Raw genomic sequence first — 25,773 nt, 5'->3', positions numbered from 1 at the left:
TGTATCAAAAATCAAATACGTTCGCTAGTCTTTTATACAACGTACAGCGTATCCCATCGCCCGACTTTTTGTGTTCATACCGGCACCGCTGTGGTAGAAAAACAAGTGCCCTGAGTATGAGCCATCTACGGTACTTGACCAATAGTCGCCACCACCGGTACCACTTGCACCGATCAGAACATTGTTGTAAGTTCGGTTGCCTGTCTGTGGCAATTTTAGAGGAGAGGCAAAAGCCCCGGCTGCATCGTTGCTGCTCCAGCTTGCACGTTCTGCTTCCCACTCTGCGTCGGTTGGCAATCGGTATCCACTTGGGCATGGGTTGTTTGTGCCATTTACCCCCTGCCAAAGGTTGTTGTTTCTTGTACTGCGCCAGTCTTCGGGAGGTACTGATGAAAGAATAAAGTCACCATGCCCGGGAGTGTCAGTGCTGCTTAAAGTTGATGTTGACTCTGATGTTCTACTTTCGTGCCCATCGGCAGCGCGGCCCCATTGGTACAGGTCGCCCAAAGCAGCCACATCGGAGCTCCTTGTCGCCACTTGTGTAGCCCCCAGGTTACGATCCATCCATATTTCGCCGGTGATGGGGTTATATACATCTGTTGGTCCTACCATTGTAACCCCAATTACTGTTGTCCATGTTGGCATACCTTCTATAAAACTTAGCATTTGTCCATCGTTACCAGCTGGAACAGTGATCCATTCAGAACCATTCCAGTATTGCATGTCGCCTACTTGCGTGCCTGCGGGTACACTTGGGTCAATTTCGGCAGGGAGTTCTATACTACCTCCGTTGGAAATGGAAACCGTATTGCCGTTTATGCTGATGCTTTGGAGCTCATTTTCCGGATCACCATCTACTTCTTTTATCAAATAAGGGAGGGTAATACTATTACCGTTACTGATGTATAAATACTTATTATTGTAAAGTGTAAGGATCTGACTGTCGGTGCCGGTGCCATCCTGCAACACAGATAAATCGACTGTTGCCCCATCGGTAATGGAAAGGTCTGTTCCTGAAAGGTTGATATCCTGTATTTTACTTGTGTCGTTCGCCATATTATTCCACCTTGCAGTATCTTCTTCTGTAATTGCTGCTGCTATCGATGCATTAAAATCAGGGTCGGTTTCGGAAATCCCCCCTGTTACCGTTTCTGCTGTTTTCGAATATAAGGCATATGGGACACTCATCAATTGGCTGGTACCGGTTATGGTATAAGCAGTTCCCCCTTCGGGGTCGGCTTCGGTTTTTATAAAATACGGACCGTTGGCCCAGTTGATGCTTGAAAAATCGCCACTTACCAGGGTTCCGTTTCCAATCTCAATACTCACCAAACCGTTGGTATTGGTGGTAGGCGTTTGTGTCTCTTTGTAAACCGTTGTGCCGTCTGCAGAACCTTGCAAAACAGATATTTGCATACCGATGCTTTGGTTTGTTACCAACTCGTCGTTGCTGTTGCGAATTACAGCCTGGTAGCTCATTCCCTGCGGAGATTGAGCAAACACACTTCCCGTTACCAACAAAGCTGTTAAAAATGTAAATATTCGTTTCATCTTACTACTCCTTATTTTTTTATGATTTTAAATGTTTTTATTTCGGAATTCTCCCGGATAACTTTTACTAAATAGCTTGCAGAAACCAGATTCCCCATAAAAATGCTTGTCTGGCTGCCGGCAACTTTTTTGTACTGTAAAAGTTTTCCATTCATATCGTACATCCGGAAACTAAAATCTGAAAGGTCAAATTCATTTATTTCCAGGGTAAGATAATCAATGGCCGGGTTGGGATAGGCCATAACTGAAAGGCTGATTTGTTTGGCTTCGTCAATACCGGTTACTACTAAAATTTCATAGGGTTGCTGTACTCCTTCGGCTACCGAACCGTTTGTGCCGGTATGTGTTTGATACACCATTTGCCCGATGGAATAACTCACCGAGCCACCACTCCCCGAAGCATCGCCACCGCTAGTGTTTACACTTTCCTGTGCCTGTGCAGGAATAATAAATACTGTTCCTGTTAATAAGAATAATACAATGCAGGAAAAAAATGTTTGAGTAAAATTTAATTTCATATTATTGATTTATAAGTCCTATTCCGTGTTTAAATTTAACAGAAGCGGCAAATGGATTGAAAAAAATGAGGTTAACAAAAAGATAACAGGCATGTAGCTACAGCCTCAAATAGGTTAACAAAACGTCAACTCTTCCCTGATTCTGTTTTTTTTAGTAGATTTGAACATATGGGTGCAACCGAAAAAGTATTTCCAAAAATTGCCTCGCAAAGACAAAAGGCTGGTTATACAGTAACCTTCCTAAGTATATTTTTTTATGGTGTCGGTTTTGTCCTTGATCTTATTAGCTATTATAGCGATCAATTATGGTTTCTGTTCTTTATTAACCTGCCGGTTATACTTGTAATGTTGTTCAGTGCAGTTTACCTTATTTACAATAAAAAAATCTGGAGTACAATTTTAGTCGTCATCTATGTCTTAATAATAATCAACCTTATTTTGTCGGTGCTTTACAGAGCAATAAACCAGGTAGAAATTTCGCATCACATAATGGTAGATATGTTATTGGGGCTGGTGATTGTAGTAACTTCGGCATATACCTTAAAAATAATATGGACATATTTATTCAGCCTAATTTTATCCGCAGCCTATCTCTTCGTTACTCTATATTCCCAAGAAGTACATTTGATGGGAAATATTGTATTGGTTCCTCTAATTATGGTTGGAACTGCGTTTGTTACCCACTCTTACATTCATCTCGTACGAAAAGCACAAAAAATTGCGATTGAAACAGAAGATGAAGCCAACAAACTCTACGAATTAATGAAGCAAGACCGGCAACGAATAAACAATGCCCTGGAACAGTTGAGTGTACAGGTAGCCAAATCAGATATTCAGATTTCGGACAACATCAAACAGATTGTGCAAACCCTGGATTATGAACTACCTGAAGTCGTTCTGGAATATACAGAGAAGATCACTTCTGATGAAAATTTATTTTTTAACCGTCTTTTAAAAATTAATCCTAATCTCTCTTCGAATGAATTAAAACTTTGTTACATGTTGGTAAACAATATGTCATCGAAAGAAATTGCAAATGCTACTTCTCGTACACCCAATTCTGTTAAAGTTTTTCGCAGCCGTTTAAGAAAAAAGCTGGATTTGGAGCCGGAGATCAATTTAGTAAGCTTCTTAAAAAAAGTCGAAATTGGGGATTGAATTGATAGTGCAAAACCCTCCTTATATTTCTCCGCTATCGCACAATGTTAGAGTATGATATAAATTATTTTCTATTGTTCGGTAAGCAAAGTCCAACCTTCTATCCAGTTGCTTTCACCAAAGGCGCCTTTAAAGTTCACAATCTGGAACCACGAAACCGGTGTTTCAAATATATCGCCCTGGATTTTTTCTTCAGGAAGATATACCCCGTTTGACCAATCGATTTGGGGATTGGAGATTCCGTTTTTGGCTATATTAAAATAGTTTTCCCATTCGTTTTGTTGTTCCGGCAAATAAATTCCGGTGAGTTTAAAAACAGAAGATGAGGTTGAGGAAGCGACATCATAAAAGAGATTATTTTTTACATCCAGATTTCCTTGTTGCCACTGATAAAAACAGTCGTGCTGAGAATCGGTAACTTCGAGTAAAACTCCCTGGTTTTTATTTAAAAACACAGAATTGGCTATTGTGCCGCCTGCATAGTTTCTGAAGTTAACACATGCACCATCACTTGTATTTCCATTTCCGATTAATGTAACGTTAAAAATATTGGGTAAAGAAAAAGGCAAGCCATTAACAGGAGAAACACCACCCCCTGCTTCAATCAGGTTGTCACCCATGTAGTTTGATTGCTGTGCAAGCCAGAATTGCCCGTTTCCTGACCATCCCAGGTCATAATCAAAAGCATCGTCGCCACAACCTGAGACCACAACATGTTTCAAATTTACGGTTCCCCCAAAAATTTCAACACCATCATCCTCATTCGAAATAACTTCAACATAATCGATTTCGGTTTCACTTCCTACGCCACCCAGTGTTAATCCGTTTATTTCATTCCCGTCGCCAATATTTGTTCCACCGTGCCGGATTGAAACATATTTTAAAACGCCCGAGTTATCCGTTTCATCTACGCCACCATAAATTCCGCGGGGCTCTGCAAAAGGAATTCCTTCAATGGAAGCCTCTCCGCCATCAATGTTTACAGGAGCATTTCCGAGAACAATCAAACCTCCCCACAATCCGGTTTCACTCTTTTCAACAGAACCTTCCAGATCATCATCTTCTGACGTAAATATGATGGGGGCGTCGGCTGTTCCGTTTGCAATAATCTTACCCCCACGGGAAACTATCAACGCACTTGCATTTTCTCCCTGCCCGGGTTTAAATCGGATTATTGTTCCCGCTTCAATGGTTAATGTTTGTCCGTCATTAACAAAAACAAATCCTTCAAGGATGTACTCATTGTCTTTTGTCCAGGTCACGGTTCCGGTTCCGCTTCCGTCGTCGCTTAAAACCTGTTGGCTTCCTTCCACCAGGTAATCGCTTTTTCGGCAGCCTGTAAAAACAACAAAAATTAACAATATGCTTACGATTTTATACTTCATTTTTTGGTTTTTACATTTTAACTTCCAGATCTAAAAAAATAAAAGCCTGGCCTTCCATGTTTGCTGCCCGGGGATACCAATCGTGGTAGTTTAGTGCCATTTTAATATTTTTTATAGGATTGAACTGAATTCCTGCAACAAGTGCTGTCCCGTCATCTGCCAGATTCCAGGGATTGGTTTCTCCATCCAGCTTATTTGAATTTATTTTATCAAATCGGGCAAAAAGCTGGTACTGGCTTGTTATATTGTATTTCCCAAAAATTGACAGGCCAAAAATGTCGTGATTCTCTTCCCAGCCGTCATTTTTTCTGAATATAAATTCACCGGCAATATTCCACTTTTTTTTGTAATCGTATGATGTAAAAAGAAGCAAAGTCGATTCATTTATTTCGTTATATGTAAAATCGTAAAATACCCTTGAAGTAAAATTTTTTGGGAAAACAACGGTTGAACCAACTCCATATTTAAATACATCATCCATTTGAATGCTGTTGTATCCCTCTCCGTTCATTATCGTAAAATCAGCATCAATATAATCATTGAATTGGTAGTGAAAATTAACACCCAAATCAGCCGATGATCCCAGTTTGTATTCATCAGCAAGGGTCTTCATCAAGTATCTTCTTTCCCATATTTTTTCCTGCAACTTAAATTGTTTCAGGCTTATTAATCCAAATTCAATTTGCAACTTATTCTGGGTATATCTTAAACAGGCATTTTTGAAATAGGCGTAACGGCGGAGTTTGGAGTATGGAGAGAGATCGTTGGGGCTACCAACATCGACATTTATTTTTGCGTAAAACTCCGGGCTGAAATTGTATTCGTACCCAATGTATCCCCTTACCAGTTCAAAGGCAGCTTCGTCGGTGCCGGCTATACCCTGGTGAAAGTTGGCAAAAATAGTTGCAAAGGCTTTCCCGGAAGGAGTGTAGTCTTCTTGCGAAAATAAGGAGATAGAAAATAATACGAACAGACAGCTTATCAATTTTGTCTTCATCCAGATTTAGTTTTAATTTTGGCCACAAATATATATGATTCAGTTTTAATATTTTATTAATCAAATTGTAATAAACTTCTTTTAATATCACACCCGATTAAATAAAGATTAAGAGAAGGTTAATTTGACGTTGTCTTAATGTTAGCTAAAATTGGCTATTTTGAGATATTGTCAACTGGTTTTCAATAGCTGTAGATCTTTTGTTTTTTAATTTACCTTTGTATTCGGGATAACCGGACAAATTATATCATGGAAAACGAGCAAAAAATTCTGATTGTTGACGACGAAAAAGATTTGTGTGAAATATTGCAGTTTAATCTTGAAAGCGAAGGATTTTCAATAGAGATTGCCAATTCAGGCGAAGACGCATTAAAAAAGCCGTTGGAAGAGTTTGATTTAATTTTACTTGATGTAATGATGGGCGGAATATCGGGGTTTAAAACTGCAAATGTTATACGTAAGGAAAGAAATCTGGAGGTTCCGATTATTTTCCTGACAGCGAAAGGCGAGGAGAACGATGTATTAACCGGATTCAATGTAGGAGGCGATGATTATATCCCCAAGCCGTTTTCCATTAAAGAAGTTGTTGCCCGAATAAAAGCAATATTAAAGCGAGGTACTTCAAATCAAAATACAGGGAATCAAATTCTTTACGATGATTTAAAAATTGACCTGAAGAAAAAAACAACTTCAATTGATGGAGTGAATGTTAATTTGACAAGAAAGGAGTTTGAAATTTTGTCGTTGTTGTTAAAAAACAGAGATCAGTATATTAACCGCGAAGAAATTTTGAAACGAATTTGGCAGGACGATGTTATTGTTACTGAAAGAAATGTAGATGTTAATATTGCCCGATTGCGTAAGAAGATAGGGGATTATGGCTCAAAAATCAAAGGCAAGTCGGGATATGGATATTGCTTCCGAAGTTAGGTTTAAGAACTTTTAAGCTGGTGATGTGATTAGAAAATCTTTTCGTGGCGAAATATTCCTCTATTTTATAATTGTATTTGTTTTTTTCACCATTGCAATTCTTACTTTTCAATACCAGCGGGAAAAAAATTACCGCATCGCCCAGCTCGAAAATACCCTTGACAATATAACAGAAATTACACAGCTTTTTATTGAACAAAATCATCTGATACAGGAAAACAAAATCAGCAGAGTTGATGAGATAAAAAGTATAATTCCGCATTTTAAAACCAGGATTACTGTGATTGACAAAAATGGGATTGTTTTGTATGACAGTTCAGTTGCCGATTACGAAGAAATGGAGAATCATCTTCAACGACCTGAGATTCAGAAGGCTCTGCACGGAAGTTTCGGGGCGAATATTAGGAAATCGGCAACCACCTTGCAGGAATATTATTATTACGCCAAAAGTTATCCCGATTATTTTATCCGTACAGCAGTAGTATACAATGTGGAAGTCAAAAATTTTCTAAAGGCGGAAAGGGCGTTTATTTTCTTTATTGTCACAATTTTTGCTATAATCGGGCTCGTGTTGTATTTGGTTACAGGCCGGCTTGCTCAAGCCATAAAACAATTGGAAGACTTTTCAATTAAGGCAGGTAAAAATGAATTGTTTACACAGGATATCCGGTTTCCCGACAATGAGCTTGGCATGATTAGCAGCCAGATAATTGAGATTTATAATAAACTCAAAAAAACCAAAGATGAGCTTTCAACCGAACAGGAAAAGCTTTTTAGCCACTTAAATGCACTCAACGAAGGAATTGCTTTTTTTTCAAAGGAAAAGGAGAATACGCTTTCAAACAGCCATTTTATACAGTTTACGAATACAATTGCGAGAAAATCAGTGCGACTTCCAAACGAGATTTTTAAGATTCAGGAATTTAAAAGACTAAATAAATTTTTAAAAGACAATTTGACTGCCGACACTAAGTTTGAAAGCGATAATCTGCCGCACATGGAATTCACCATTTCGAAAAACGAAAAATATTTGAGGGTGCAAAGTATTGTTTTTCAGGATAAAAGCTTTGAGGTGATGATTACCGATATTACACGGCTGGAAAAAAGGCGACTGTTAAAGCAGCAGCTTACTTCAAACATTGCCCACGAGTTGAAAACACCGTTGGCGTCGATTAAGGGCTACCTGGAAACGATTATTGATAACTGGCCCGTTATTGAGGAGAAAAGAAGGTATTTTTTGGAAAAAGCATACCTCCAGTCAGAAAGATTGACAAATCTTATTAACGATGTTTCACTGCTTAATAATATTGAAGATGCCGGTGAATTATTTGAATTTAAACAAAACGATATAAAAAGGATTATCGATGAAGTTTATGAAAATTTTGCAAGTCGTATTTCCGATAATAAAATTGATTTTATTAATGGAGTTGAAGAAGGGATAATCATAAATGGAAATGAGTCGCTTTTGTTTTCAATTTTCCAGAATTTTATTGAAAATTCGATAAAATATGGAGGTAGAAGAATAAAAATATTAATCAGGAACTACCATGAAGATGAAAGTTACTTTTACTTCGTTTATTCCGATACGGGCCCGGGCATTCCTGAAGAACATCTTACACGTATTTTTGAACGTTTTTACCGAATCGACAGAGGTAGATCCCGTGAGACCGGCGGTACCGGTTTGGGATTATCAATTATAAAAAATGCCGTTCAGTTGCATAAAGGAGAAGTTTCCGTAAAGAACCGTTCCAAAGGCGGAATAGAGTTTTTGTTCTCACTGGCAAAAAAATAATTTTTTCCAATACTTCTTGAATTTTACGCTGTCGCCAACAGAAATTTATTGTTAATCTTCAATGGGTTATCTTAACTAAACGTTATTTTAATAAAACCGGAATATATTTCTATTTCCATTATTATACCATCAAAACAGTGTGGGGTAACCCTTTTGAAAATTATTACAATTCTGTTAACGAAATGTAATAATTGCTTAAATCAATATTAATCACGATGTAATATTATTGGTATTGCTTCGCCCTCGAAAAAGCTTGTTTCAGAGGAGGTAATGAAGGCTTTTTACCTCCTGTAGGAAATAGAAATGATTTAATACGATTTAATATTAAAAACTATGAAAAAAATTAATTTGCTTTTGTTAATGTCTCTAATTTTTGGGGTCGTTTTGTTTAACTCATGTGATGATGACGATGATCCGGCAATTCCTGATGCTCCTTCTGTAAGTGCTCCTTCATCTACTACAACTCTTGATGCAGGTGAGTCTGTAGATGTTTCATTTACAATATCTATACCGGGTGGGTATGGATCAGCATCTGCTTCAGCACAAGGAGGGGCGGCAGATGTCACAAGTGAGCCTGCATCAGGGGCTACTACTGGTACTGTTGTAGTTTCATTTACTGCAGATGCTACAGGAGGGGCCGCATCAGTTACTTTAACGGTTACAGATGCAAACCAAAAGTCAGATAATGCAACTGCTGTTTTATCGGTAAATGAAGAAGAAACGACGGTATATGTGAGCTCAAATATTTCAGAAAATACTACCTGGGAAACCGGTAAAGTGTATGTACTACAAAGCCGCATAGCTGTGTTGGAAGGCGTTACTTTAACAATAGAGCCTGGTGTTATCGTGAAAGGTGAAGCCGGCGCTGAGGCAAATGCAACTGCTTTAATGATAACACGTGGTGCTATGTTGATGGCAGAAGGAACAGCCGATTCACCTATTATTTTTACTTCGGTTGCTGATGAAATTATGCCGGGAGAAGTTGCCAGTCCAAACCTTAGTAGTACAATGAACGGATTGTGGGGAGGTTTAATAATACTTGGTAAAGCACCCATTTCTGCTGATGCTGAAACTGCACAAATTGAAGGTATACCACCCTCTGATTCAAACGGTTTGTATGGAGGAACAGAGCCAGAAGATAACTCTGGTACTATTAAATACGTTTCTATCCGCCATGGTGGAACAAACATCGGAGAAGGTAACGAAATTAACGGTCTTTCTTTAGGAGGCGTAGGCTCCGGGACTACAATCGAAAATATTGAGATTGTTGCAAATCAGGATGATGGGGTTGAATTCTTTGGAGGTACTGTTGATGTGAAAAATGTTGTCGTCTGGAATACCGGAGACGACGCTCTCGACGGAGACCAGGGATGGTTAGGTTCAGTTGATAATTTTGTAATTATTACTCCCGGAGATATGTGTTTTGAATTAGACGGCCCGGAAGGTGCTGCTGTCTCAGGAAATTATTTATTTACAAACGGAACGGTAAAAGCAACAACTTATGGTGTTGATGAAGATGATGAAGTGGTAGTAAAAAGGCACGCCAACTTGTTGGTTGACAATGATGCAAACACCAACGTCGATATGAGTAATATTTATTTTTTCAATCTTATCGACGGACAGGTATTTGATCAGGTTCCAACGGAATATACTTGTTCATTCACTAATCTCGAAGTTACTTTGCCTGAAGGTAAAGCTGTAACTGATTTCTTCTTAGATGGCTCTGATGCAAATGTAACTCCAGTTGTTGCAGGTGAAAATACTGTAGGTGCAGATGTTTCAGTATTTGCTACTTGGTCATGGACATCTGTTGCTGGCGCATTGGATGAATTTTAACAAATAACAGTTTTTTAAAATTAAAAATAAACAAAGAAACTCACAGGTATTTTTATTGCCTGTGAGTTTTTAATTGTCATTCACGGAAGCTCAGTAACATTATCGGGTAAATTAATTTGGTGAGCTTCAAAAATCGATCAAAATTATGCGGGGATTAAAATTAGTTTTTACAGTATTAACCCTATTCTTTACAACACTCGTTTTTGGGCAAAAAGGTTTTGTCCGGGGATCTGTTTTTGACGGAAAGACTGGTGAATTTCTTCCTGGTGTAACCATTTTTGTGGAAGGTACAACTCTTGGTACTATTACTGATTTGGATGGGAAATTTAATCTGAGTATTGATCCTGGAACCTATCAGTTAAGAGTTTCTTTTATTTCTTATGAAACGTTACATATTGACGATGTTATTGTTGAGCCGGGCGAAGCAACAGTCCTTGATAATCTTAAACTGGAAGAAGCTACTATTCAGCTTGAGGAAGCGGTAGTAACAGCAAGTTATTTGAGGAATACCGAAACAGCTATGCTTACCATGAAAAAGAAATCAGTAACTGTTTTGGACGGTATTTCCTCTGCGGGACTAAAAAAAATTGGTGATTCTGATGCCGCATCATCAATGAAAAGGGTGACAGGTGTTTCTGTTGAAGGAGGTAAGTATGTATTTGTTCGTGGTTTGGGAGACCGTTATACAAAAACCATGCTTAATGGTCTTGATATTCCGGGACTTGATCCGGACAGAAATACAATACAAATGGATATTTTCCCTACAAGTATTATTGATAACCTTGTAGTGAATAAATCTTTTAGTGCTGAATTACCAGCTGATTTTACAGGTGGTGTTATAAATATTAGTATAAAAGATTTCCCCGAATCAAAAAAAGCAAACATTTCGATGAGTGCAGGTTATAATTCCAGCTCTCATTTTAACAGCAATTATCTCACCTATGAGGGGGGAGATACCGATTGGCTTGGTTTTGATGATGGAACAAGAGATATTCCGGCAACCGAGAATATTCCGTTTTTTACTGATGCCATTAGTCATCCGGAGGGAACAGATGGGCAGAGATACAGAGAAATTCTGCAGAATTTTGATCCAAACATGGCTGCTGTAAAAGAAAAAAGCTTTATGGATTATAGTTTTGGCGCATCTCTTGGTAATCAATTCGAAATAGGTAAATATACTCTGGGATATACACTTTCAGCGTCATATAAAAACAATACTGATTTTTATGAAAATGCAGAGTATGGAAGATATGGACTGTTAAGTGATGCAGATGTAACGGAGATGGAGGTAAGGGAACACCAAACCGGAAATTATGGTGTTAACAATGTACTTTTGAGCGGACTTGCCGGACTCGCCTTAAAAACCAAAAGAGCAAAATACAGACTTTACGTATTGCATTTGCAAAATGGGGAGTCGCAGGCTGGTATTTTTAATTACGCCAAATCAAACCAGGGAACTGAATTTTCTGGTTTTCAACACAACCTCCAATATAGCCAAAGAGCACTTTCCAATTTGTTACTCGATGGAAAATATTCGTTTTATGAAAAAGGATGGGAATTGGAATGGAAATTTTCTCCTACCTTTTCAAGCATAGAGGATCCTGATATTCGATTTACAAGATATCTCGATCGGAATGGAAATTATTCCATTGGAACAGAGGTTGGTTTTCCCGAACGAATTTGGAGAGAGCTGGAAGAAGTTAATTATGCCGGAGTTATTCATGTAACAAAGGATTTTAAATTTAACGATGAGGACGCCAAACTAAAATTTGGCGGTGCCTACACCTATAAAGAGAGAGATTTTATTATTCGCAAATATATGATTAACGTTCGGGACCTTTCATTAACAGGTGATCCGGATGAACTTTTCAAGCAAGATAATTTGTGGCCCTATAATGGAGATTATTCCCGGGGGGTTACTTACGATGCTTCTTTTGTTCCCAATAATCCAAATCAATATAATTCAAATGTTAATAACGTTGCAGGCTATGCTTCTGTAGAATTGAATCCGATAAAAAGATTAAAAGCTATTGTTGGATTGCGGGTTGAAAGCTACACTCAACATTACACTGGTCAAAACCAGTTGGGAACCATTGTGTTGGATAATGAAGAGGTGCTTAACGATTTGGATTTTTTCCCGGCATTGAATTTTATATACAGTCTTTCTGAAAATCAGAACCTTAGATTTTCTTATTCAAAAACGATAGCTCGTCCGTCTTTCAAAGAGCTTTCTTATGCAGAAATATACGATCCGGTGAGCGGTCGTACTTTTGTAGGAGGATTATTTCGGGACGCCGATGATATAGCCGGAGTAGAGTATTGGGATGGTAACCTGACCAGTACCGACATACATAATTTCGATTTTAGATGGGAGTTGTTTTACGGGATGGGACAAACGGTATCGGCAGGAGTTTTTTATAAGAAATTTAGAAACCCCATTGAAATGGTACAATATTTCACGCTTGTTGGCTCGTTCCAGCCTCGTAATGTGGGAGATGGTGAAGTTGTTGGTGCTGAAATCGAATTGAGGCAAAGTTTGCAGCCATTAAGTGAAAAGCTAAAGAATTTCAATTTTAATTTCAACTATACTTATACCCATTCGCAAATTGAATTAAGTAGTACCGAATACCAGTCAAGGCTTGATAATGCAAGAACAGGACAATCGGTAGGTAAATATCGTGATATGGCTGGTCAGGCACCCTATATAATTAATGCAGGCTTCGCGTATGATGGTGGAGAACAAGGATTCTGGAATGGACTTGAGGCAGGTGTATATTACAACGTTCAGGGACAAACTCTTCAATATGTTGGTATTGTTGACCGTCCTGATATTTATACCGTTCCCTTTCACAGTTTGAATCTGAATGCAAGTAAAAGTTTTGGCGAAAAAGATCACTTTCAGGTTGGCTTCAAAATTGACAACATACTAAATGACAAAAAAGAATCAGTATTTAAGTCATACGACGCAGGCAACCAATATTTTGAACGCTTAAGCCCCGGAACTACTTTCCAATTTAAATTGGGATATTCCTTTTAGTTTGCTAAAGTGCTTTGAAAAATATTCAAACTTTACCCGGTAATGCAAATTACCCGCTATGATTGGAACCCTGGCATTTTTTTATGTCAGGGTTTGTCTTATTAATACAGTAACTTGCTTTTCTTTTATGCGGAATCTTCCATTCAATTTTTCTATGTTAAATATTTCAATTTGATTAAAAAAATGTTACAAAAATGTTACAGTGTCCGATTTTAATGTTAATTTTGTGTTAAGAAACCCAGAGTTAAATATTAAAAAAGAAAGGAGGCTACAATGAAAATAATGGTAGCAATTTTAGGAGTATTATTTACAATTTCAGTTACAGCACAGGATTTAAAAGAGATAAACGGACTTTATTTTTCAGGTACGGAGCTTTACACAGGTGATTACGTTACCCATTATGACAATGGCCAAGTAAAAATGGAAGCTCATTTTATTGATGGATTAAAAGATGGAAAACATTTAATTTATTTTGACAATGGCCAGTTAAAAGAAGTGCGTTTTTACAAAAACAACGAAATGGACGGAATTTGGTTTACCTACAACATGGAAGGCACAAAGGTTGCCCAGGCAAGTTACGTTGAAGGTGTAAAAGACGGGAGCTGGTATGTATGGAATGATGAAGGGAAATTAGTCTATGAAATGGCTTATGAAGATGGCGAAAAATCGGGTACCTGGAAAAAATATGATGAGATGGGCCTTGTTGTAATGGAAAGAAATTATTCTGAATTTTAACACCAGAATTAGGTATATCGGAATAAAATCCTGTCTGCTATTGGTAGATGGGATTTTTTTATGAGTAAAATTAATCGTTTTGTAATGTTTTTGTAACTATCCTCTAATTACCTCAACCTACTTTTGACTCGTATTTCAGGAGAGAAAATGAAGTCACTTGTAGTTATTATTTTAAGCAGTTTTTTGGCCCTTTCAGTATCTGCTGATGATGGGAATAAAGTTGAATCGGTTTCCCGGGAAAATAACAGTATATATTTTACAGGAACAGTAAAAGACAAAGAGACAGGTGAATACCTTGTTGGTGCAGAAGTTGAGATAGAGGGAACGGAATTAAAAACCTACACTGATTTCGACGGTAATTTTAGTTTTGATAATATTGCTCCCGGTAATTATAATGTTTCAGCTAATTATATTTCTTATAAAAGTGAAAAGCTTGAGAATCTGGAAATAAGCTCTCGCACAAATATGTTGGAACTGGAGCTTCAGCAAACCAAATAAAAATTGAAATCTATATAACAAAAGCCACTTTGTTTAAGGTGGCTTTTTTGTTTGCGATTATTATCTTAATTTTCCATTCTAACCCAAAAAAGACTACAATGTTTGCAGTTGTTTTTGATATGGATGGAGTTATAGTTGACAATGGCGAATTCCATTATCTGGCCTGGAAGAGATTTTGTTACAACCATCAAATTCCCTTTTCCAAAGAGAAATTTAGAAAAGCATTTTTTGGGCGGATCAACGAACAGGTTTTACCCATTCTTTTTAATAAAGAACTGACCAAAGACGAAATTCAAAAATTGGGTAGTGAAAAAGAAAAAATTTACCGTGAGATATATAAACCCGAACTAAAGCCCGTTCCCGGCTTGGTTTTATTTCTCAATGAGTTAAAAGAGAATAATATTCCAGTTGCAGTAGCTACTTCCGCATCACCGGAGAATGTTGATTTTGTGTTGGATGGTCTGAATATAAAATATTATTTTGATGTAATCGTCGATGATTCAATGGTAACAAAAGGCAAACCCGATCCAGAAATTTATCTGAAAGCAGCCCAACTATTGAAGAAGGCCTCTAAAAACTGTATTGTTTTTGAAGATAGTCTTTCCGGAACAAAAGCTGCTTTGGATGCCGGCTCCAAAGTGGTGGCAATTACCACTTCGTTAAAAGCAGATGAGCACAAGTATGCGAAACATATTTTTTCTGATTTTTCCGAAATTTCGCTTAATTTTATTTGCACAGAAATTTTCAACTAATCGATTATGAAGTTAAGGCTTTACGTATTTTTATTTTTAGCGGTTTTGATATTTTCCTGCAACAGGGAGGAAGAACAAATCCCTTTGGGTGAACATCCGCGTCCCGGTTTTGAACGGTCTCTCTGGCAAAATTTAAACGGGGAATGGAATTTTAGGTCCGATTCGCTGAATGTCGGACTAAACGAAGAGTGGCAGAATGAAGCTGAATTTTTTGATGAAGAGATTCTGGTTCCTTTCTCCTGGGCCAGTCCGATGAGTGGTGTAGAGCGACCGGATATAAATGTGGGCTGGTATTACAGAACTTTTGTTTTGGATGAAGGCAAAAACTGGGAACAGCAAAATATTTATCTTGTTTTTTCGGCCTGCGATTTTAATACCACACTGTGGGTAAACGGACAGAAAGCAGGAGAGCATTCGGGAGGTTACATTCCTTTCGATTTTAATATTTCTGAATTTCTAAAATCAGGAGAGAATCAGATGGTTGTTCGGGTAGAAGATGAGGAACTCGATAATCGACCGTCGGGAAAACAATATTACGGGAATGCAAAAGGAATCTGGAATACGGTTTATTTGGAAGGGCGCCCCGATAATTACATTAAAAACATAAAATTTACCCCGGATATCGACAAAAGTCAGCTGGTGGTTGAAGTATTTTTTAAGGAAAGATCTGCTTCTGCATACACTTTTCATTTAGCAGGGAAAAATAATAACATCGATTTTGTAACAGAAATTCCGGCGAACAGAAATTCCGGGAAATTTATTGTACCCATAACAAATATGAAACTTTGGGATTTGGATAATCCGTTTTTGTATGAAGTAAGCGCAATCGTTTCAAGTGAAAGTTTTACAGACGAAGTCTCAACTTATTTTGGAATGAGGAAAATTTCTGCGGTAGAAGTTCCGGGCAAGGACTTTCAATACGTGGCTTTAAACAATAAGCCTGTTTATATGAAACTCAGCCTTGACCAAAGTTATCATCCCCAGGGTTTTTATACTTTCCCTTCCGATGAGTTTATGAAAGAAGAGATTCAACGTGCAAAGAATCTTGGTTTAAACGGACTTCGGATTCATATAAAAGCCGAGATGCCCCGGAAATTGTATTGGGCCGATAAACTGGGTTTATTAATCATGGAAGATGTACCCAATTTTTGGGGAGAACCCGATAGCACTGCCAAAACAAACTGGGAATATATTGCGGGAAAGGAAATTGAGCGCGATTACAATCACCCGAGTATTTTTTCATGGGTTCTTTTTAACGAAACCTGGGGGCTGTTTAGTAACGATGAAGACGGGAAGCGTTCGTATACACCCGAAACGCAGGAATGGGTGAGAAGCTGGTACCATAAAACAAAAGAATATGATCCAACGCGATTAGTTGAAGATAACTCACCATGTAACTGGGATCACGTAATTACCGATATTAACACCTGGCACCGATATTCGCCTGCGCGCCACTGGGCCGGATTTCTCGATAGGGTTGTAGATAGTACATTTCCGGGATCTTCTTTTAATTATATTGGGAAAAACGAACAAACCAATGTGCCGATGTTTAATTCGGAATGTGGTGCCGTTTGGGGGTACAGTGGCAGCACCGGTGATATTGATATCACTTGGGAATACCATATTATGATGAACGAATTCAGGAAACGACCTGAAATTGCCGGATTTTTATTTACAGAATTTCATGATGTAATTAATGAATGGAACGGCTATTATCGTTTTGACCGTTCGGAAAAGAAATTTGGTCTTGATGAGCTTTGCCCCGGTATGACAATGAAAGATTTCCATTCCGATTTATATGTGGTTGCCGGAGAAGATTTTTTTCAAACATACAAAGGTGGGAGTGCCATTGAAATTCCTGTCGGAATCAGTGCTGTTACTTCAGATATTCCCGGTGAACTGAAATTGAGATATTCCGTTTATGGCTGGGATGAAATTGGTGAAAAATACAACATTACTTCAGGTGAAACAGATATTTCTGCACAGCCTTTTAAGTATACAGAGTTGCAGGCGACAAAAGTAAACCTACCGGATAAGACCGGAGTTGTAATTTTTTCTACGGCACTTGAAGATTCAAAAGGAAATATACTTCAGCGGAATTTTGTTCCATTTAAAGTTGAAGGGAATGGCTCGGAATATCTTACTGTTACGCAGTCTCCGGAAGATTTTACCGAAGCATCGTGGAACATTAAACATTTATCGCCACAAAACGGAAATAAAGTATGGGGGATGGGCTCCGGATATTTCGGATATGAATTTGAGCTGCCAAAAGATTTGAATGGGGACGAAGTTGAAAGTATAGAATTCAGAGCCGAACTTGCTTCCCGCTATCCACAGAGCAAATATCTGGAAGAAGGTGAAGCCGAAAAAATAGGAATGACTGTAGTGACTGAAAAAGGAATTGACGCGGGATACGGAAAAAACAGTTACCCGCAAACAGATGAAAAATTACATGGTGCTATCGTAAAAATAAATGCAAATGATCAGTTAATCGCGACAGTTGAGTTGCCGGACGACCCTGCCGACCATCGGGGAATTCTATCCTGGATGAATCAGGAACCAGGCTGGGAGTGGGGAAGTGATGATCACAGTAAACCGTGGTTACTTGATGAAGCGGGTTCGTATGGCTTTCTTGTTAAAGCCGACCTGGATGAAACTTCAAAAAAATCAGCGCTTGAAACAGGGAAAGTTACTATTCGTTTGTTTGTTGATGAGTCGACCGAAAACAGGGGTGGGCTTTCGGTATATGGCGAAAATTCAGGGATGTATCCGATGGACTTAACATTGTGGATAAAAAAGTCGCAATAAACAATAAAACCCGGATTTGATTTAAAAATCCGGGTTTTATTGCTTCACATTTTATAATTATACTTCAAACGAGTCCACTTCTTTGTAGGCTTCTATCAACCGCTTTTCTCCTTCAATGCCTTGTTTTGAAATGCCATGCTCCATTCCCATAACACCTGTATATCCTTTTTCGTGGATGAATTTAAACACATTTTTATAGTTTATTTCTCCGGTAGTTGGTTCCTTTCTTCCGGGATTATCACCGATTTGAATGTAGGCAATTTCATCCCAGGTACGTTCCATGTTTGTGATAACATTGCCTTCATTTTTCTGCATGTGGTAGATGTCATATAAAATCTTGCAGGAAGGACTATTTACTGCTTTACAAATCATGTAGGTTTGATCGGAAGTTTGCAAATAAAGATCAGGAGAATCCGACAATGGCTCAAGCACCATTACCAGTCCGTGAGGTTCAAGAATTTCAGCTCCTCTTCGAAGAGCGTCGATAACATTGGCATCTTGTATTCCAGTCGGAAGCCTTCTCTCGAAACTCCCCGGAACAACTGTCATCCATTTGGCATTAACCCGTTTGGCAACATCTACTGCTCTTTTACAACCATCAAGGAAAATATCCAGATATTCCTTTTTGCCGGCAGCAAAAGGATTGGCGAGGTTTCCACCTTTGGCGACAACAAAAACACCCATTGTCATATTCAGCCTGGCAAGGGTTTCGCCCATTTTTGTCTGCATTGCAGGCTCCCGTCCCATCATACCATTATCCTCAAAAGCCGTAAAACCCTGATCGGCCATAAATTTAATCTGGTCAATCGGGTCATCCCCCGCGCTGTTTTTAAACATACCGAGGTGTGGAGCATAATTTAATTTAAATGAAACTGGAGCAGATGAGACCGTTTCAGCGGCTGTAACTCCTGCTACTGAGGCCAGCCCGGTTAAAGCCATTCCACCGGCTGCGGTGTTTTTTATAAAATTTCTTCTTTTCATGGTTTACATTGGTTTGTTAAATATTGTATTTAAAGTAAAAATAGTGAAATGTCGGCGTTTTTTATTCTGAATGACATCTCAAAAATACGCTGTGCACAGAAGTCATACTCAAATTTTCACTAATTATTACAAAAGGTGTTTGAAAAAGTTCAAAATTAATAACACAAAAAAGGCTGTATCAAAAATGAACAGCCTCCCTAAATCTTATATAGTTTTGTTAAACATCAAATGAATCTACCTGGCGATAAGCCTTAATCAGCGCCATTTCTCCTTCTTTCCCCTGTTTGCTTTTCCCGTGTTCACAACAAAGCGTACCGTCGTAACCTTTGTCGTAAATATGTTTGAATATATTTTTGTAATTTATTTCGCCTGTGGTCGGTTCTTTCCTTCCCGGATTGTCTCCAATATGGAAAGCTCCGATGTAATCCCAGCACAAATCGATATTCATTATCAGGTTGCCTTCTGTTATCTGCTGGTGGTACAAATCGTCAACTATTTTACAGCTTGGATGATTTACTGCAACACAAATCAGCTTTGCCTGAGGCATTTTAGTTAAAAATAATCCCGGGTGGTTAACCTGATGATTTAATGGTTCCAGCACCAAACCCAAACCGGTTTTTCCTGCAATGTCGCAACAGATTCGCATGTTTTCAACAACATTTATGGTTTGGTAATCCCAGTCCATCCTTTCATCATACAATCCCGGAGTAATCAACCCGGTCTTTGCTCCGGTTCTTTTTTGAACTTCGAGCGCCTCCGTAGTTTTTGCCTTTAATAATTCTTTTACTTCAGTATCATTGGTAACCATGTACTTCTTTCCGTGGTCGGCATAAACAATAAAAGGTCCCAGGTCCATTCCAAGTCGTGCAAGTTCATTCCCGATTTTTTCCTGCATTTCCGGTGTTCTTCCCATTAATCCGTTATCAAATACTGCTGTAAAACCCTGGTCTGCAATAAATTTTATATTGTCAATCGGGTCCGGGCCGGCATTTTCGCGAAATGTTCCCAGTCCGGGCGCATATTTTAATTTAAATTTTGCTGAATTGGATGAAACAGTTTCAGTACTAGCGGCTGCCGTCATCGCGGTCAATCCGGTTAGTGCCATTCCACTGGCTGCGGTGTTTTTAATAAAATTTCTTCTTTTCATGGTTTATTGGTTTATTTTAAAATATTCAATATTGGAGGTAAAAATAATGAAATGATGTTTAAAACCTTGTTTTAATAATTAATTCTTTATTATCGATTGCCGGAGATATTTTCTTTTTTTTAAAAATAGGTTTTTGAACAATCCGCTAATTTTTTAATCCGGATTTTGTTAAATATATCATTGAAACGGGTTAATCCATATTTTCATCTTTGTTTCCTCCTAAAGAGTTGTTAATTTTATCAACTTATTTCTAAATCAACAAAAACGTAATATTATGAATAGAAAACTTAGAATGGGTATGGTCGGTGGAGGAACCGATGCTTTTATTGGAGCAATTCACCGTTTGGCGGCTTTTATGGACAATCAGATAGAGCTGGTTTGCGGTTGTTTTAGTGTAAACCCTGAGATCTCAAAATCATCAGGAAAATTATATTATTTGCCGGAAGACCGTGTTTACGAAACTTTTCAGGAAATGTTTGAAAAAGAGGCGCAACTTCCTGAGGGTGAGCGTATGGATTTTGTTTCCATCGTTACTCCAAATTTTGTCCATTTTGCGCCTGCAATGATGGCGTTGGAAAATGGGTTTAATGTCGTTCTGGATAAACCAATTACTTTCACACTTGATGAAGCTTTACAATTGAAGGCAAAAGTTGAGGAAACAGGTTTAACTTTGGCACTTACCCATACTTATTCAGGATACCCTGCAGTGAAACATGCGCGGCAAATGGTTGCCGATGGGGAACTTGGTGAAATAAGAAAAGTATTCGTTGAATATCCTCAGGGCTGGCTTTCTGCAAGAGTAGAAGAACAGGGGAACGCACAAGCTTCCTGGAGAACTGACCCTAAGAAATCGGGAAAAGCCGGATGTATGGGAGACATCGGTACGCATGCTCACCAGTTGGCAGAATATATTACCGGTTTAAAAGTGACCGAACTTTGTGCAGAGCTTAACGTATTTGTCCCGAACCGTTTATTGGACGATGACGGCGCTGCCTTAATGCGATTTGAAAATGGCGCGAAAGGAGTACTGATGGCCACACAGATTGCAGCCGGTGAAGAGAATGCAATTAGAATTCGGGTTTACGGTGAAAAAGGTGGATTGGAGTGGTTTCAGCATGAACCAAATTCGCTTATCGCAAAATGGCTTGATAAACCAACACAGATTTTGCGGGTTGGAACAAGCATGAATAGCACTGTTGCTACGCATAATACAAGAACGCCCGGTGGACATCCGGAAGGTTACCTCGAAGCCTTTGCTAATATTTACCGCAATTTTGCATGGACTGTTATGGCAAAAAAAGATGGAAAGGAACCAACCGCAGAGATGTTGGATTTTCCAAATGTTGAAGACGGAATCCGCGGAATGCAGTTTATTGATACTGTTGTGAAAGCAGGTTACGATAATGAAATTAAGTGGGTGAAATTTGGTGAATAATTTAAATGAATTAAAATGTCTAGACCAGTTACACTTTTTACAGGACAATGGGCCGATTTACCCATTGAGACGATATGTCAGAAAGCCAAAGAATTTGGATACGACGGGCTTGAGCTTTGTTGCTGGGGTGATCACATGGAAGTGGACAAAGCAGATCAGGCCTACTGCGACGAAAGAAAAGCATTGCTTGAGAAATATGATTTAAAGTTATTTGCAATATCCACCCATCTCGACGGACAATGTGTTTGTGACCCCATTGATCAAAGACACAAGAGTATTGCAAGCCCGCATGTTTGGGGCGACGGCGATCCGGAAGGTGTCCGGCAGCGGGCAGCCGAGGAAATGATAAAAACCGCGAAAGTGGCTAAAATGCTTGGACTTGATGTTGTTAACGGATTTACAGGAAGTCCGATTTGGCATTTGTTGTACTCATTTCCGGCAGTTCCACAGGAAATGATCGAGAAGGGATATGAAGAATTTGCCAGCCGTTGGATTCCAATTCTGGATGAATATCAAAAATTGGGAGTTAAGTTTGCATTGGAGGCGCATCCTACGGAAATAGCTTTCGATATTCATACAGCTCATCTTGCGTTAAAAGCATTGGATAATCATCCCGCTTTCGGTTTTAACTTCGACCCAAGTCATTTTGGATACCAACATGTGGATTATGTCCGTTTCATTTACGAATTTTCAGATCGTATTTTTCATGTTCATATGAAAGATGCATACTGGAGCGATGTCCCAATGGGGGTTGGAGTTTTTGGTGGTCATATGGAATTTGGCGATAACCGCAGGTATTGGAATTTCAGGAGCCTGGGAAGAGGAAAAGTAAATTTTGAAAATATCATCAGGGCATTAAACGACATTGGGTATAACGGACCTCTCTCTGTTGAATGGGAAGACAGCGGGATGAACCGCGAAGCTGGTGCAGCCGAAGCATGCGCTTTTGTTAAAAAAGTAGACTTCGCACCATCAGATGTTGCTTTTGATGATGCAATGCAGAAAGATAAATAAGTAATTGATATATAATTTTTGAAACTAACCAACATTTTTTAAAAATGACAAACAGAAGAACTTTTATCAAAAATTCGGCAATGGCTACAGCTGCGGTCGGATTAACTGCTACTATGCCGCTGGCAATGGATTCATGCGCAGGGGCTAATGAAAAACTGGTATGTGGTCTTATTGGTGCAAATGGAATGGGTTTTAGTGACCTAAAGGCTTTTTTGGGGCAAAAAAACACAGAGTGTGCTGCCATTTGCGACGTTGATGAGAATGTATTAAACAGACGAATTGCCGACACTGAAAAGATTCAGGGATTAAAACCGAAAGGTTTTACCGATTACCGAAAGTTATTGGAAGAACCTGGAATTGATGTGGTAATCATTGGGACACCCGACCACTGGCATTGTTTGCCAATGGTTGAAGCGTGCCAGGCAGGCAAAGATGTGTATTGCGAAAAACCGCTTGGAAATACGATTGAGGAAATCAATATAATGGAACGGGCGGCAGAAAAATACAATACGGTTGTCCAGGTTGGGATGTGGCAGCGCAGCGATCCGCACTGGCGCGATGCGGTGGAGTATGTAAACTCGGGTAAACTGGGAAAAATCCGTACCGTTCGTACGTGGGCTTATCAGGGTTGGATGGGTAATATTCCCGTAAAACCTGATAGTGAGCCACCGGCTGGGGTTGATTATGATTTTTGGTTGGGACCCGCTCAAAAGAGACCTTTCAATCCCAATCGTTTTCACTTTAATTTCAGATGGTATTATGATTATGCCGGAGGATTAATGACGGACTGGGGAGTTCATATTATTGATTATGGTTTATTCGGAATGGGTGACCCTTCACCAAAATCGATAATGGCAATGGGTGGTAAATTTGCCTACCCGGACGATGCTGCAGAAACACCGGATACTCTGCAGGCATTATATGAATTTGACGGACATACCATGTTATGGGATCATGGCGTTGGTATCGACGGAGGATACTTTGGAAGAAATCACGGTGTTGGTTTTGTTGGAAATAATGGCACTTTGGTTGTTGATCGTAGCGGTTGGGAAGTGATTCCTGAAAGAAAACAAAATAAAGATGTAATTGAACGTGTGGATTTGATCAAAGGAACAGGAAAAGGACTTGAATTGCACATGGCTAATTTTATTGAAGGAGTTAAAGACCGTAACCGCGATTTAAATGCCAATATAACAGTTGCGGCCAACACCGCGCGTGTTGCCCATTTGGGAAACATTGCCCACCGCACGGGCAAACGTCTGTACTGGGACAATGAAAAAAGTACATTTATCGGAGACGATGACGCGAATTCGTACCTGGTTCCTACGTACCGTGCACCATGGGAACTTCCTAAAGTGTAATTTGTAGAAGTAAAACCATATAAAAAATCCGGTAGTTTTCGCCGGATTTTTTATATATAATAGTTTATTGTGTCCACGGTTCTGATGCAAAATTGGTATATCAACGCACCGGATAGCTTTCTTTGATTCTCCTCTGAAGAAAGAGTAAAGTGGAGGCTTTTATTTACTCCGGATAATAATATCTCCCTGGAAATTCTTAAAGGTTATTTCAGGTCCGCCACCGCTGATGTCACCCCTGGTCCACTCTTCCAATGAAACTTTATAAATTCCTTTTTCTGCGTCCTTTTCTTCTTTCGGAGTACCTTTTTTCATTACCATATCAAAATCGGTGAAAATGTCTCCCATGTTTGATTGCATTTTTACGGAAGCTTTTATATCGGCAGGGAACGTCACATCCACATCGCCATTAAATGTGGTAAAGGCCATAGGAGTATTTTCTGTGACACTATTAAAATTCGCTTTAATGTCACCATTTGTTGTGCCAACAACTGCTGAACCCGATACATCGGTTAATGTTATTTCACCATTAACGTGGCTTATTTCCATTTCGCCATTTACTTTCTCAACTGAAATATCACCGTTGTTAACTGCTTTTAGCTTTAGATTAAAATTTGCCGGAACCTGAATTTCCAGCATCACATTTTTATTGCTTAAATCAGTATTTACTTTTACGTAGTTGTCCTCTTCTTTGGCTGTCAGTCCAAATGAATTGTTTGCTATACGTTTTAACCCGTTTTTATCGGGTTCTTTCACTTTCTTCTGTTCTGTGGAAACATTGACAACAACATCTTTTACCGATGTGCCAATTACTTTAATTGAACCGTACATAATGCCAACTTCCAATGTTCCCGATTTTCCCGCATTGCTCAACGGAACCACGAGTTCCTGTGATGTTTGTGCATTTAATATTCCGGCTACGCAGATAAATAACAATAAAATTCCTGTTCTGATAATTGATTTCATAATATTCGTTTTTATATGATTGTTACTTTTAAATTTTTCGTATATAAACATCGCCGTTAAAGGTCTCAAATTCAAGTATTACTCCTCCCTTTCCTATTCTGACAGCAGTTTTGTTTTCAATTCGGAAACTGGTTCCTCTTTTGTTTTTTGATGTCGATGAAGTCAATATTGGAGGAAGCCACTCCGAAATATCAAAATCGGTGTACATATCACCCTGGAAACTTTTAAAATGCATGTCGGCCGAAAGGCTTGTATTGTAGTAAATATTTACATCGCCGTTTAATGAATAATACGTTGATTTTTTTACCGGATTTTTTGCATATCGAACATCCACATTGCCATTAATGGCATGAACATTTGTAGGCCCTGAAACATTTTTTTCTGTAATTCCACCATTAACATTTCTGGCTACTACCTCTCCGGTAACATTTTCAATAGTGATTTCTCCATCGTTTACGGTTGAAACATTTATGTTAGCCCTTGAAGGGACCTTAACTTTAAAATCGTACCTGAAATCAAAATCACACAGGTTCCAGTTCTGGTTTATGTTTTTATTGCGATGACACCCGCATATACCATCAAGGAAAATATCGACTGTGTCATTCCGGGTTTCAAGTGCGAGGAAAACTTTTTGCATTGCTTCCACGAGTTCCTCTTTTGTGTCGGCACTAAACTCGTTTTCAATGGTAAGCACAACTTTGTTTCCTGAATATCCCTGCACATCAATGTTCCCGAAAATATTCTCTATAATTAGCACGGCATCTGTACTTTCAGGAAAAACAATTTCTTTATTAATGGTTTCTTTGTGCTGTTGTGCTTTAGCTGCCAATGAAGCTGTTAAAGCAACTATCAAGAACAAGTATTGTCTCATGGTC

General features: G+C 38.8%; 20 protein-coding genes. 12 read left to right on the top strand and 8 right to left on the bottom strand.

Going from position 1 to position 25,773, the window contains the following annotated elements; translation table 11 throughout:
• Positions 1-24 precede the first annotated feature (24 nt).
• Positions 25-1,551, bottom strand: coding sequence for a fibrobacter succinogenes major paralogous domain-containing protein (locus GM418_RS08810; RefSeq protein ID WP_158865195.1), 1,527 nt, complete (start codon positions 1,549-1,551; stop codon positions 25-27).
• Between the two features lie 11 nt (positions 1,552-1,562).
• Positions 1,563-2,069 carry a T9SS type A sorting domain-containing protein gene (locus GM418_RS08805; protein WP_158865193.1) on the bottom strand — a complete coding sequence of 169 codons (507 nt, stop codon included), beginning with the start codon at positions 2,067-2,069 and terminating at the stop codon, positions 1,563-1,565.
• Positions 2,070-2,237: 168 nt separating this feature from the next.
• On the opposite strand from GM418_RS08805, the gene GM418_RS08800 reads away from it, so the two are divergent.
• Complete coding sequence (locus tag GM418_RS08800) at positions 2,238-3,227, top strand: helix-turn-helix domain-containing protein (protein ID WP_158865191.1); 990 nt, start codon at positions 2,238-2,240, stop codon at positions 3,225-3,227.
• 71 nt (positions 3,228-3,298) lie between these two features.
• On the opposite strand, the gene GM418_RS08795 is transcribed toward GM418_RS08800, so the two are convergent.
• Both GM418_RS08795 and GM418_RS08790 read right to left on the bottom strand, forming a co-directional pair.
• The gene (locus tag GM418_RS08795; RefSeq protein ID WP_158865189.1) at positions 3,299-4,612 is read right to left on the bottom strand and encodes a hypothetical protein; all 1,314 of its coding nucleotides are present in this window, start codon (positions 4,610-4,612) and stop codon (positions 3,299-3,301) included.
• Between the two features lie 10 nt (positions 4,613-4,622).
• The gene (locus tag GM418_RS08790) at positions 4,623-5,609 is read right to left on the bottom strand and encodes a porin (protein WP_158865187.1); all 987 of its coding nucleotides are present in this window, start codon (positions 5,607-5,609) and stop codon (positions 4,623-4,625) included.
• A gap of 249 nt (positions 5,610-5,858) precedes the next feature.
• Between GM418_RS08790 and phoB the strand changes: the two genes are divergently transcribed.
• The 8 genes from phoB (at position 5,859) to GM418_RS08750 (ending at position 17,997) form a co-directional block, all read left to right on the top strand.
• Positions 5,859-6,539, top strand: coding sequence for a two-component system response regulator PhoB (gene phoB / locus GM418_RS08785; RefSeq protein ID WP_158865185.1), 681 nt, complete (start codon positions 5,859-5,861; stop codon positions 6,537-6,539).
• Positions 6,540-6,564: 25 nt separating this feature from the next.
• Entirely contained in the window at positions 6,565-8,331 is a 1,767-nt protein-coding gene (phoR, locus tag GM418_RS08780) for a sensor histidine kinase (protein WP_158865183.1), read from the top strand.
• Positions 8,332-8,664: 333 nt separating this feature from the next.
• Positions 8,665-10,167 carry a hypothetical protein gene (locus GM418_RS08775; protein ID WP_158865181.1) on the top strand — a complete coding sequence of 501 codons (1,503 nt, stop codon included), beginning with the start codon at positions 8,665-8,667 and terminating at the stop codon, positions 10,165-10,167.
• Positions 10,168-10,312: 145 nt separating this feature from the next.
• Positions 10,313-13,204, top strand: coding sequence for a TonB-dependent receptor (locus tag GM418_RS08770; protein ID WP_158865179.1), 2,892 nt, complete (start codon positions 10,313-10,315; stop codon positions 13,202-13,204).
• Positions 13,205-13,477: 273 nt separating this feature from the next.
• The gene (locus tag GM418_RS08765) at positions 13,478-13,939 is read left to right on the top strand and encodes a toxin-antitoxin system YwqK family antitoxin (RefSeq protein ID WP_158865177.1); all 462 of its coding nucleotides are present in this window, start codon (positions 13,478-13,480) and stop codon (positions 13,937-13,939) included.
• Between the two features lie 147 nt (positions 13,940-14,086).
• Entirely contained in the window at positions 14,087-14,437 is a 351-nt protein-coding gene (locus GM418_RS08760; RefSeq protein WP_158865175.1) for a carboxypeptidase-like regulatory domain-containing protein, read from the top strand.
• 98 nt (positions 14,438-14,535) lie between these two features.
• Positions 14,536-15,189 carry an HAD family hydrolase gene (locus tag GM418_RS08755; RefSeq protein ID WP_158865173.1) on the top strand — a complete coding sequence of 218 codons (654 nt, stop codon included), beginning with the start codon at positions 14,536-14,538 and terminating at the stop codon, positions 15,187-15,189.
• Between the two features lie 6 nt (positions 15,190-15,195).
• Positions 15,196-17,997: a glycoside hydrolase family 2 protein gene (locus tag GM418_RS08750; RefSeq protein WP_158865171.1), complete on the top strand. Its 2,802-nt coding sequence runs from the start codon at positions 15,196-15,198 to the stop codon at positions 17,995-17,997.
• 57 nt (positions 17,998-18,054) lie between these two features.
• On the opposite strand, the gene GM418_RS08745 is transcribed toward GM418_RS08750, so the two are convergent.
• Together GM418_RS08745 and GM418_RS08740 are read right to left on the bottom strand one after the other, a co-directional pair.
• On the bottom strand, positions 18,055-18,978 hold the full coding sequence (locus GM418_RS08745) for a hydroxypyruvate isomerase family protein (RefSeq protein WP_158865170.1): 924 nt from the start codon (positions 18,976-18,978) through the stop codon (positions 18,055-18,057).
• A 217-nt stretch (positions 18,979-19,195) separates the two neighbouring features.
• Complete coding sequence (locus GM418_RS08740) at positions 19,196-20,125, bottom strand: hydroxypyruvate isomerase family protein (protein WP_158865168.1); 930 nt, start codon at positions 20,123-20,125, stop codon at positions 19,196-19,198.
• 274 nt (positions 20,126-20,399) lie between these two features.
• Here GM418_RS08740 and GM418_RS08735 point away from each other — a divergent pair, with 274 nt between their 5' ends.
• The 3 genes from GM418_RS08735 to GM418_RS08725 are packed head-to-tail and all read left to right on the top strand — an operon-like array spanning position 20,400 to position 23,935.
• The gene (locus GM418_RS08735; protein ID WP_217447742.1) at positions 20,400-21,560 is read left to right on the top strand and encodes a Gfo/Idh/MocA family protein; all 1,161 of its coding nucleotides are present in this window, start codon (positions 20,400-20,402) and stop codon (positions 21,558-21,560) included.
• Positions 21,561-21,575: 15 nt separating this feature from the next.
• A complete protein-coding gene (locus tag GM418_RS08730; protein ID WP_158865166.1) occupies positions 21,576-22,574 on the top strand; it encodes a sugar phosphate isomerase/epimerase family protein in 999 nt (332 codons plus the stop codon).
• A gap of 44 nt (positions 22,575-22,618) precedes the next feature.
• On the top strand, positions 22,619-23,935 hold the full coding sequence (locus GM418_RS08725; protein WP_158865164.1) for a Gfo/Idh/MocA family oxidoreductase: 1,317 nt from the start codon (positions 22,619-22,621) through the stop codon (positions 23,933-23,935).
• A 159-nt stretch (positions 23,936-24,094) separates the two neighbouring features.
• Here the strand turns inward: GM418_RS08725 and GM418_RS08720 are convergent, their stop codons facing one another.
• Positions 24,095-24,898: a DUF4097 family beta strand repeat-containing protein gene (locus GM418_RS08720; RefSeq protein WP_158865162.1), complete on the bottom strand. Its 804-nt coding sequence runs from the start codon at positions 24,896-24,898 to the stop codon at positions 24,095-24,097.
• Positions 24,899-24,926: 28 nt separating this feature from the next.
• The gene (locus GM418_RS08715) at positions 24,927-25,769 is read right to left on the bottom strand and encodes a DUF4097 family beta strand repeat-containing protein (protein ID WP_158865160.1); all 843 of its coding nucleotides are present in this window, start codon (positions 25,767-25,769) and stop codon (positions 24,927-24,929) included.
• Positions 25,770-25,773 lie beyond the last annotated feature (4 nt).

The sequence above is a fragment of the Maribellus comscasis genome (genome assembly GCF_009762775.1).
Taxonomy (GTDB): domain Bacteria; phylum Bacteroidota; class Bacteroidia; order Bacteroidales; family Prolixibacteraceae; genus Draconibacterium; species Draconibacterium comscasis.
The sequence above is the reverse complement of the archived record's forward strand: the minus strand, read 5'-3'. Positions and strand labels throughout refer to the sequence as shown.

What these genes read in the sequence shown, in the direction of transcription:
- GM418_RS08775 (WP_158865181.1), top strand. Translation starts at nt 8,665, where the DNA reads ATGAAAAAAATTAATTTGCTTTTGTTAATGTCTCTAATTTTTGGGGTC.
- phoB (WP_158865185.1), top strand. Translation starts at nt 5,859, where the DNA reads ATGGAAAACGAGCAAAAAATTCTGATTGTTGACGACGAAAAAGATTTG.
- GM418_RS08720 (WP_158865162.1), bottom strand. Translation starts at nt 24,898, where the DNA reads ATGAAATCAATTATCAGAACAGGAATTTTATTGTTATTTATCTGCGTA.
- GM418_RS08805 (WP_158865193.1), bottom strand. Translation starts at nt 2,069, where the DNA reads ATGAAATTAAATTTTACTCAAACATTTTTTTCCTGCATTGTATTATTC.
- GM418_RS08810 (WP_158865195.1), bottom strand. Translation starts at nt 1,551, where the DNA reads ATGAAACGAATATTTACATTTTTAACAGCTTTGTTGGTAACGGGAAGT.
- GM418_RS08790 (WP_158865187.1), bottom strand. Translation starts at nt 5,609, where the DNA reads ATGAAGACAAAATTGATAAGCTGTCTGTTCGTATTATTTTCTATCTCC.
- GM418_RS08730 (WP_158865166.1), top strand. Translation starts at nt 21,576, where the DNA reads ATGTCTAGACCAGTTACACTTTTTACAGGACAATGGGCCGATTTACCC.
- GM418_RS08750 (WP_158865171.1), top strand. Translation starts at nt 15,196, where the DNA reads ATGAAGTTAAGGCTTTACGTATTTTTATTTTTAGCGGTTTTGATATTT.
- GM418_RS08770 (WP_158865179.1), top strand. Translation starts at nt 10,313, where the DNA reads ATGCGGGGATTAAAATTAGTTTTTACAGTATTAACCCTATTCTTTACA.
- GM418_RS08745 (WP_158865170.1), bottom strand. Translation starts at nt 18,978, where the DNA reads ATGAAAAGAAGAAATTTTATAAAAAACACCGCAGCCGGTGGAATGGCT.
- GM418_RS08800 (WP_158865191.1), top strand. Translation starts at nt 2,238, where the DNA reads ATGGGTGCAACCGAAAAAGTATTTCCAAAAATTGCCTCGCAAAGACAA.
- GM418_RS08765 (WP_158865177.1), top strand. Translation starts at nt 13,478, where the DNA reads ATGAAAATAATGGTAGCAATTTTAGGAGTATTATTTACAATTTCAGTT.
- GM418_RS08795 (WP_158865189.1), bottom strand. Translation starts at nt 4,612, where the DNA reads ATGAAGTATAAAATCGTAAGCATATTGTTAATTTTTGTTGTTTTTACA.
- GM418_RS08715 (WP_158865160.1), bottom strand. Translation starts at nt 25,769, where the DNA reads ATGAGACAATACTTGTTCTTGATAGTTGCTTTAACAGCTTCATTGGCA.
- GM418_RS08760 (WP_158865175.1), top strand. Translation starts at nt 14,087, where the DNA reads ATGAAGTCACTTGTAGTTATTATTTTAAGCAGTTTTTTGGCCCTTTCA.
- GM418_RS08735 (WP_217447742.1), top strand. Translation starts at nt 20,400, where the DNA reads ATGAATAGAAAACTTAGAATGGGTATGGTCGGTGGAGGAACCGATGCT.
- GM418_RS08725 (WP_158865164.1), top strand. Translation starts at nt 22,619, where the DNA reads ATGACAAACAGAAGAACTTTTATCAAAAATTCGGCAATGGCTACAGCT.
- GM418_RS08740 (WP_158865168.1), bottom strand. Translation starts at nt 20,125, where the DNA reads ATGAAAAGAAGAAATTTTATTAAAAACACCGCAGCCAGTGGAATGGCA.
- GM418_RS08755 (WP_158865173.1), top strand. Translation starts at nt 14,536, where the DNA reads ATGTTTGCAGTTGTTTTTGATATGGATGGAGTTATAGTTGACAATGGC.